Annotated in this window: 1 protein-coding gene; it reads left to right on the forward strand. The window is 73.8% G+C overall.

Annotated elements, in window-relative coordinates; genetic code table 11:
* On the forward strand, positions 1–2816 hold a 2816-nt coding region (locus tag ADL01_RS19045), incomplete at both ends, for an SDR family NAD(P)-dependent oxidoreductase (RefSeq protein ID WP_159049573.1).

The following is a 2816-nucleotide window of genomic DNA, read 5'->3' on the forward strand; positions in this document are numbered from 1 at the left end:
CCGCCCTCGCCCGGCTCCACGTGCGCGGGGCCGAGGTCGACTTCGCCTCGCTGTACGCACCGGCCGACTCCCGACGCCGCGTGGACCTGCCCACGTACGCATTCCAACGCGACCACTACTGGCTGGAGTTGGCGGCGACCTCCGCAGACTCCACCGCCCGTGCGGACGGCGTCGGCGTCGACGAGGCGGAGGCCCGCTTCTGGGAGGCCGTGGAGCGGGAGGACCTGAAGTCCTTGAGCGCCGAGTTGGGCGCGGAGGGCGATGCCAGGGGCGGTGCGCTGGAGGAGGTCCTGCCGGTCCTTTCGTCCTGGCGACGGCAGCGGCGTGAGACGTCCACGGTCGGGCGGTGGATGTACCGCGAGTCCTGGAAGCCGCTGGCGGGCCTCGCACCGGCAGCCTTCGACGGCACGTGGTGGGTGGTCGCCCCGGCCGACGAGGGCGCGCATCCGTGGGTGGCCGCCGCGGCCGCCGGGCTGGAGGCACGCGGTGCGCGGGTGGTCCGGATCGCGGTGGGTCGTGACGACGCCCGGCGCGAGGTGGTGGCCGGGAAGCTGCGTGAACTCCTCGACGAGCAGGTCGAGTCGGGCGTCGGTCACCCCCAGGGAGTGCTCTCGCTGCTGGCCCTCGACGACTCCGAAGGTTCGGTCCACCCGACCGTCGCTGCGGGCCTTGAGGGAGTACTCGTACTCCTCCAGGCATTGGGCGACGCGGACGTGGCGGCACCGATGTGGGCCGCCACGTGCGGCGCGATGACCACGGGCCGCTCGGACCGCCTGGCGGCGCCCGCGCAGGCGGCCGTGTGGGGCATGGGAAGGGTGGCGGCCCTGGAACAGCCCCAGCGGTGGGGCGGCCTCGTCGACCTGCCTGCGCACGCCGACGAGCGGGCGGGGCTGCGGCTGGCCGACGCCCTGGGCCGGCCGTCTGGCGAGGATCAGGTGGCGGTGCGCGGATCCGGGGTATTCGTACGCCGGTTGGTGCGTGCGCCCTTGGCCGACGTGGCGACGGGGGAGCGGCGGCCGGGGCTGTCCTCGGGGCGCTCCCCGGAGTGGTCGTCGCGGGGCACGGTACTGGTCACCGGTGGTACCGGTGCGCTCGGCGGGCACGTCGCGCGCTGGCTGGCGGGCGTGGGCGCCGAGCACCTCGTACTGACGAGCCGTCGCGGTCCCGACGCCCCCGGGGCAGCCGAACTCCGGGCGGAATTGGAGCAGATGGGCGTACGCGTCACTGTCGTGGAGTGCGACGCGGCGGACCGGGAGGCCCTGGCCCGAGTTCTGGACGCGATTCCTGAGGACGTGCCGCTGACCGGGGTGTTCCACACGGCCGGAGTGCTGGACGACGGCGTTCTCGACGGCCTGACCGCCGAACGGTTTGCCACGGTCTTCCGCCCCAAGGCTCAAGCAGCCCTGAACCTGCACGAGTTGACGCGCGACAGCGACCGCCTGACGGCCTTCGTGCTTTTCTCGTCCGTCGCGGGCTCCCTGGGCATCGGCGGCCAGGGCAACTACGCCGCCGCGAACGCCTTCCTCGACGCCTTCGCCGAGCACCGCAGGTCACTCGGCCTGCCCGCCCTGTCCCTTGCCTGGGGACCGTGGGCCGGCGGCGGCATGGCGGTCGACGGCGGGGTGGTGGAGCAGCGGGTGCGCGACAGCGGCATGCCCCCGATGGCACCGGACCTGGCCGTCGCCGCGATGGGCGCGCTCCTCGCGGACGCGGCCGCGGCCGCGTCCGCAGACTCGGCGGCGGGGTCCGCCGCGATCACCCTCGCCGACGTCGAGTGGGACCAGTACGCGCCGACCTACGCCATGGCACGCCCCTGCCACCTCTTCGACCAGCTCACCGGCCCGCCAGTATCGACGGAGGTGTCGACCACCGGCCCGGATCGTCGATCGGCGCGGGGCGCGACCCCGTCCTCCCTGGCGGATCAACTCGCGGCGCTGCCGGCAGCGGAACGCGAGCGCGCGCTCCTCGACCTCGTGCGCGAGCGCGTGGCCACCGTCCTCGGCTACCCCGCGACCAAGACCGTGGACACCACCCGGCCCTTCAAGGACCTCGGCTTCGACTCGCTGACCGCGGTCGAACTGCGCAACCTCATCGGCGCCGCCAGCGGACTCCACCTCCCCGCGACCCTCGTCTTCGACCACCCGACACCGGCGGCCCTCGTCGGATTCCTGCGCGGTGAACTCCTCGACGGCCTAAACCCGCAGGGCGCCTCGGACGCCGAGGTCCCCGCCCCGGTCGCGCCGGGCGCACCGGTGGACGGCGACCCGATCGCGATCGTGGCGATGAGCTGCCGCTTCCCCGGCGATGTTCGCTCCCCGGAGGACCTGTGGAGGCTCCTCCACGACGGCAAGGACGTCATCGGCGACATGCCGGACGACCGCGGCTGGAACGTGGACGCGCTCTACCACCCGGACCCCGACCACGCCGGGACGAGCTACGTCCGCGTGGGCGGATTCCTGCGCGACATGGCCGAGTTCGACGCGGACTTCTTCGGGATCTCGCCGCGCGAGGCCCTCGCCATGGACCCGCAGCAGCGCCTCCTCCTGGAGACCGCGTGGGAAGCCTTCGAGCGGGCGGGCATCGACCCCGCCACCCTGCGCGGCAGCCGTACCGGCGTCTTCTCCGGCACCAACGGCCAGGACTACGAAGACGTCCTGCGCACCGCCCCAGACCGCGGCGAGGGCTACCTCGGCACCGGCAACGCGGCGAGCGTCGTCTCCGGCCGCCTGTCGTACGCGTTCGGCCTCGAAGGGCCGGCGGTGACCGTCGACACGGCCTGCTCGTCGTCCCTCGTTGCGCTGCATCTGGCGGCGCAG

The organism is Streptomyces sp. NRRL WC-3618, from assembly GCF_001280005.1.
GTDB lineage: Bacteria > Actinomycetota > Actinomycetes > Streptomycetales > Streptomycetaceae > Streptomyces.